This window comes from Hyphomonas sp. (genome assembly GCF_040882205.1).
Classification (GTDB): Bacteria; Pseudomonadota; Alphaproteobacteria; order Caulobacterales; family Hyphomonadaceae; genus Hyphomonas.
On the sequence record NZ_JBBEBT010000081.1, the window covers coordinates 1 to 6,468 of the forward strand.

Consider the following 6,468-nt stretch of genomic DNA (forward strand, 5'->3'; position numbering starts at 1 on the left):
GGCGAATGAGAGCTTTTGCATCGTCCTTGCGGAAGGCTGCAACTTCAAGGAAGTGCACTCTACCTTCGGCCAGTCTGCGGGTGACGCTGTCCTGCAAGGTTTTGCGTCTCTCGCCGCTGCATACCTGAACGGGCAGGACATGGTCGCCCGCTACGGCAGCGAAGGTTTCGCGATGATCCTGCCGGACCGCGGGCTGATGTCAGCCTACAACCTGCTCGTCAAGACCAGGCACGCGTTCAAGTCCGCCAATCATGCGTATGCAGACGGTGAACCACCCGTCGACGCCATGACGGCATCATTCGGCGTTGCGCGGTTCTGGCCGGGTATGTCTGCGCGCGAAACCATCGCGAAAGGCCGGCGGCTATCTCGGCGACGCCAGAAAAGACGCCGGGAAATCCGGTAGAAACCGCGTCAAGGCCGAAGGCATCGCCTAGGCGGTTGCGACTTGCGCGCTCAGCCGGTCACGCAATTCCCGTTTGACGAACTTGCCGCTCGCATTGCGGGGCAAGGCATCGACAAGGAACCAGATGTAGCGTGGGATCTTGTGCTTCGCCATGATCGCGGCGCAATGCTCGCGCAGGGCCGCTTCGTTGAGGTTCGCGCCTGCCTTCAGGACAATCGCAGCGCCAACTTCTTCGCCGAGGCGCTGGTCCGGGACGCCGAACACGCAGCACTCTGCAATATCCTGATGCCGGTAGATCACTGCCTCGACTTCGGCGCAGTAGACGTTCTCGCCGCCGCGCAACACCATGTCCTTCTTGCGGTCGACAATGAAGATGAAGCCATCCTCGTCAATGCGGGCAATATCCCCGGTATGCAGCCAGCCGTCCGTGATCGAAGACGCTGTCGCGTCCGGGCGGTTGATATATCCCTTGATGACCGAAGACCCCTTCACCCAAAGCTCGCCGACTTCGCTGGGCGCCACCGTCTTTCCGTTATCGTCCACGCATTTCACTTCGAAATTCGGCATCGGGGGCCCGGCGCTGTCCGGCTTGTCGACGAAGAAGTCGGCCGAAATCGAGGTGATGATTCCGCAGGTTTCCGTCATGCCATAGCCCGTGCCGGGCCGCGCTGTGGCGACCTGGGATTCAATCTTCTGCACCAGATCCGGCGGCACCTGCGCGCCGCCGCCAGCCAGCGCGGTAAGGCTCGACGTATCGGTTGTTGCAAAATCGGGATGGCTGATCAGTTCGCGTGCCATCACCGGAACGCCGCTCATGCCGGACACGCGCTCGCGTGCAATCAGGCGCAGCGCTTCGCCCGCATCCCAGCGGTACATCAGGACCATCGTTCCACCCGCCGCGGTAGCGGCATAGGCGCCGCAATTATTGGCCGTCACATGGAACAGGGGTGTCGTGATCAGCGTGACCGGAACCGGCGGAACCGCCGGCGGCCCGGCGCCGGTTGCCCGCTGCGTAGCCAGCGCAGTCGATGCGCCAGCATACATCATGTTCATCAGGTTCGAGACGCAGCCGCGGTGCGTAAGCTGGGCACCCTTCGGAAAGCCGGTCGTGCCTGATGTGTAAAATATGCAGGCATCGGATTCAGGATCAACCGGCACGTCCGGCATTGCGCCGCCATGCGCGATCACTTTGCTCCACGCCGTGATGCCTGCGGGCGCGTTCGGCATGCGCACACCCACCAGTTTCATCTGCCCTGCCAGTTCCGGTCGCTCGTTGAGGCGGGCGAGACGTTCTTCATCGAGGAACAGAACCTTCGGCGCCGAATCCGAGAGGCCGTAGGCCATTTCTTCGGCCGTCCACCAGGCATTCATGCCCACGACGGCGATCCCTGTCGAAACACACGCCCAATAGATCAGCATCCATTCCGGAAAGTTGCGCATCGCCACAGCGACCCTGTCGCCGGGCTTCACGCCCTGCGCGGCCAGCCAGGCAGCGACGGCGTTCACCTGAGTGTGGGCCTCGGCATAGGTGAGGCGCTCTTCGCCGTAAATCAGATAGGTGCGCCCGGCAAACTGCGCCGTCGAAAGCCAGACCTCCCGGACGCTGCCAGGCGCATTCTTGAACACCCGCAAGCGATTGCCCAGCACGTCGGTCTCGGTGATCTCAAAGGCACCGCCCGGTCCGGTCAGTTCTTCGCGTGCCTTCTTCAACTCGTTATAGTGCATGGCTCTCCCCGGCGCTGCCTCGTGTATTTTGGCAAATCATACACACAACGACCGCCGAAGGAATGATGGCGCGAGGGAAGGTGCTGGCGAGCACCGCGCCTCCCCGTCCAGGCGCTGTACGGGCAAGGCTGTCCGTATTGAGGGGCGGCGATTGCGCAGGCGGCCCGTAACCGCCTTGCCCCTTGATCAGTCTTGCCCCTTGATCAGGCTTGCCATTTGACGCCCGGCGGTGCGCTATACCCTGCGCGTTTATCTCCGGGGAGTCGCAATGAGTTCACCATCCGGGCCGCCGAAGGCCGCATTCCCTGACGCAGCCCCGGCAGGCGTTGCACGGCATGTCTCGGTCCGGTATGTCGCGGTGGTCACCATTGCGATGGTCATCGGCGCGGGCATCTTCAAGTCACCCGCCCTCGTCGCTGCCAACGCCGGATCGGAGACGGTCGTCTACCTCCTCTGGGCTCTCGGCGGCCTGATCTCGCTGGTGGGCGCCCTCTGCTATTGCGAACTTGCCACAGCTTTCGCCCATCCAGGCGGGGACTACCACTTCCTTGAGCGTGCCTTTGGCCGCCGCTTTGCCTTCCTGTTCGCCTGGGCCCGCCTCGCCGTTATCAATACGGGGGCGATTGCCCTCCTCGGCTTCGTCATCGGCGACTATATGAACCGCGTTGTCGATCTCGGCCCCACAGGTCCGGCGATCTATGCCTTCGTCAGTGTCCTCGCCGTGACGGCGTTAAAGCTGCGCCGCTCCGGTGAAGCTGGAGACAGCGCGATGGTTGTGGTGCTTGTCGCCGGTCTCCTGTCGCTGGCCGCCGGGGCTGTATGGCTCGAAGTTCGCGGCATCGAACCGGCGAACCCTGGCCCGGAAAGCGCGCCGACGATTGGAGGCCTGGGTTACGGCTTGGTCTTTGTCCTTCTCGCTTTCGGGGGCTGGACGGAGTCAGCCACCCTGTCGGCCGAAGTAAAGGATGGCCAGCGCGGGATGGTGCGGGCGCTGGTGATCGCGATAACCGTCATCACTGCGCTGTATCTCCTCACCGCATGGGCGATGCTGCGCGGATTGGGGCTTGCCGGATTGGCCGCTTCGCCAGCGCCTGCCGCAGATCTCATGGCGCGGGCATTCGGGCCGGGCGCAGGTTTGGTGCTCGCAATCGGCGTGGTCGCAGCGGCGGTTACCTCGGTCAATGCAACGATCATCGTGGGTGCACGGACGACCTATGCGGCCGCAACCGCCATTCCGGCGCTCGAGTGGATCGGCCGCTGGAACGTGCACACGCAAAGCCCGCGAAACGCCATCCTCGTGCAGGGCCTGATTTCCCTGATGCTGGTCGGCCTGGGTGCGGCTTACAGGGGATTTGAAACGCTGGTGGATTACACGGCGCCAATCTACTGGATGTTCCTGATCGCCAGTGGCGTCGCCCTCATACGCCTCCGGCTGGTCGAACCAGGTGCCCCAAGGCCGTTCCGGGTCCCGCTTTACCCTGCCTTGCCGCTGCTCTTCATCCTCGTTAGCGCCGCGATGCTTGTCTCGGCAATCGTCTATGTCGGCGCGGGCGCATGGTTCGCGATTGCGGTGCTCCTCGTTGGCGGCGTCCTGCTGGTCGCGCTCGATCGCGCGGCGGCGCTCGGCGTCCGGTCCTGATATCGTCAGTTTCGTGCAAGGGGATGCCTTCGCGGAATGGATTGACCAATTCCCGGCCACCTTCAAAGATCGGGTCTGAAATGCAGGAATTGAGGGTGGCCACTGGTCCGGTGGGTGCCTCGCTGAACTGGGAGGAAGATCCGTGAACCTTGATTTTTCAGACGAGCAGAAACAGCTGCGCGATCAGGTCAGGCGCTTCCTCAGCGAGAAGTGCACATCAGCCCATGTCCGCGCAATTCTCGAAGGCCCCGAAAGTTACGACAAAGCGCTCTACAAGGGCCTCGCCGACCTCGGCCTCCTCGGCGCTGCCATTCCCGAGGAATATGGCGGTTCGGGCCTGACGCATCTGGAACTCTGCGTCATCGCGGAAGAACTCGGCCGGTGCCTCGCACCGGTGCCCGTTTCATCCTCCATCTATCTGACGGCGGAGTGCCTGCTCCATGCCGGCTCCGCCAAGCAGAAGGAGGCCTGGCTTCCAAGGCTCGCCTCCGGCGAAGTCGTAGGGACTTTCGCCTCCAGCGAAGGGCAGGGGCGCACCACGCCGGCGACCATCGCGGCAAAGGTGGAGGGCGGCCGGATCAGCGGAACGAAATGGCCGGTCGTGGACGGCGATGCTGCCGATATCGCTGTCGTCACCGCCCGGGACGAGAAGGGCGGGATCTCTCTGTATCTGGTGGATCTGGCCGCAGACGGGGTGCACCGCGAAACCCTCCAATCGATAGACCCGACACGCGGTCAGGCGAGGCTCACCTTCGAGAGCGCCCCAGCTGAACTACTCGGCACCCGCGGCGATGGATGGCACATCGCCTCGCAGGTCATCGACCGCGCGGCGATCCTGATGGCGTTTGAGCAACTCGGCGGCGCCGACCGCGCGCTGGAAATGGCGCGCGACTACGCGCTGGAGCGCATGGCCTTCGGCCGGCCCATCGGGTCCTTCCAGGCCATAAAGCACATCCTGGCAGACATGTACGTCTCAGCCACACTCGCCCGGTCCAACTGCTACTACGGCGCCTGGGCGCTGGTGTCGGGTGCTGGCGAACTGCCGGTGGCCGCTGCGACGGCGCGTGTCTCTTCGACCACAGCGTTCCAGCACTGCGCCAAGAACAATATCCAGGTCCACGGCGGCATGGGCTTCACATGGGCCTTCGATTGCCACCTGTTCTACCGTCGCTCGAACATGCTCGCCGTATCGCTCGGCTCGCTGTCGACGTGGGAAACGAATCTGATTGAACGCATGAGCGCCGGCAACGCCTGGTCGGCAGCCTGAGACGGAGAGAGACAATGGATTTCGAAGATACAGCCGAAGAAGCCGCCTTCCGCGCACAGGTCCGCGCCTGGATCGATGCCAACGCCCCGAAACACCTCGAGGAAGAACTGAAACGCGCGAGCTTCGGCTCCAACGGCGTCGTCAGCGAAGACCCGATTGCCACCGGCAAGGCCTGGCAGAAAAAGAAGGCCGAGGCCGGCTGGGCCTGCCTTCACTGGCCAAAGGAATACGGCGGCGCGGCGCGGACCCCAATCGAGCGGGTCATCTGGGGACAGGAAGAGGGCCCTTATGCCGCCCTCACCGGCGTCTTCACCATCGGCCACGGCATGTGCGGTCCCACCGTCATGGCCTGGGCCGCCGACGCGCATAAACGCAGGCTCCTGCCGCCGCTCGCCAGCGGCGAACACGTCTGGTGCCAGCTCTTCTCCGAGCCCGCCAGCGGCTCCGACCTTGCCGGCCTGCGCACCCGCGCTGTCAAAGCGGATGACGGCTCGGGCGACTGGATCATCAATGGCCAGAAAATCTGGACCAGCGGCGCCCAGTATTCAGACTGGGGCCTCCTGATCACCCGCACCAATCCGGATGTGCCCAAGCACAAGGGCCTCACCATGTTCTTCCTCGACATGAAGAGCCCCGGTGTCGAAGTGCGCCCGATCAAGCAGGCGAACGGCCAGTCCAGCTTCAACGAAGTCTACTTCACCGACGTACGCATCCCGGACAACCAGCGCCTCGGCGAAGTGGGGCAGGGCTGGGAAGTCTCGCTCACCACGCTGATGAACGAGCGCCTCTCCATCGGCTCTGGCATGTCCACCGGGTTCCCGGATCTCTTCCGATACTGCATGGACGCCGAAATCGACGGCAAGCCCGCGGTCGAGGATTCTGGTGTCCGCTCAAAACTGGCGCAGCTCGCCGTCAAGCAGAGCGGCCTCAAGTATACCGGCATGCGCGCCATCTCGGCCCTTTCGAAAGGCGAGACGCCCGGCCCGGAGAACTCCATCGGCAAGCTGGTCGCCGGCGCCGCCATGCAGGATCTCTCCATCTTCGCACTGGACCTGCAAGGCGAAGCCGGCGCGATCTGGAATGAGGACAGCCCGCAGCAGGGCCGGTTCCAGGCCATGCTTATGCGCTCGCCGGCCACGCGAATTGAAGGCGGCTCGGACGAGATCCTGCGCAACATCATCGGTGAGCGGGTGCTGGGCTTGCCCGGCGACATCCGCGTCGACAAGGATGTTGCGTTCAAGGACATTCCGACAAGCGGGCGCGGCAAGAAGTCGTCCGCCGAGGCGCCGCGAACTTAACTTTGGGTTGCCTGAAACCCGGCAACGCCCCGCCGCTTTTGCCCAGCGCCGCCCGCATCGCGGGCATTGGCGACGCCATTTCTCTCTGCTATCCAGCCTTGCATGTCGGGGAAGGTATGCCCCGGTACATCTTTCG

General features: G+C 63.8%; 5 protein-coding genes. 4 read left to right on the forward strand and 1 reads right to left on the reverse strand.

Annotation, left to right across the window (positions count from 1 at the left end):
• Positions 1-403: GGDEF domain-containing protein (locus WEA77_RS03615; RefSeq protein ID WP_368066499.1), on the forward strand; the 403-nt coding region annotated here is incomplete at its 5' end.
• Positions 404-430: 27 nt separating this feature from the next.
• Here the strand turns inward: WEA77_RS03615 and WEA77_RS03620 are convergent.
• Positions 431-2,128 carry a class I adenylate-forming enzyme family protein gene (locus WEA77_RS03620; protein ID WP_368066500.1) on the reverse strand — a complete coding sequence of 566 codons (1,698 nt, stop codon included), beginning with the start codon at positions 2,126-2,128 and terminating at the stop codon, positions 431-433.
• 268 nt (positions 2,129-2,396) lie between these two features.
• Between WEA77_RS03620 and WEA77_RS03625 the strand changes: the two genes are divergently transcribed.
• The 3 genes from WEA77_RS03625 (at position 2,397) to WEA77_RS03635 (ending at position 6,332) form a co-directional block, all read left to right on the forward strand.
• Entirely contained in the window at positions 2,397-3,767 is a 1,371-nt protein-coding gene (locus WEA77_RS03625) for an APC family permease (RefSeq protein WP_368066501.1), read from the forward strand.
• A gap of 142 nt (positions 3,768-3,909) precedes the next feature.
• On the forward strand, positions 3,910-5,034 hold the full coding sequence (locus WEA77_RS03630) for an acyl-CoA dehydrogenase family protein (protein ID WP_368066502.1): 1,125 nt from the start codon (positions 3,910-3,912) through the stop codon (positions 5,032-5,034).
• Between the two features lie 14 nt (positions 5,035-5,048).
• Positions 5,049-6,332, forward strand: a complete 1,284-nt coding sequence (locus WEA77_RS03635; protein WP_368066503.1) for an acyl-CoA dehydrogenase — start codon at positions 5,049-5,051, stop codon at positions 6,330-6,332.
• Positions 6,333-6,468 lie beyond the last annotated feature (136 nt).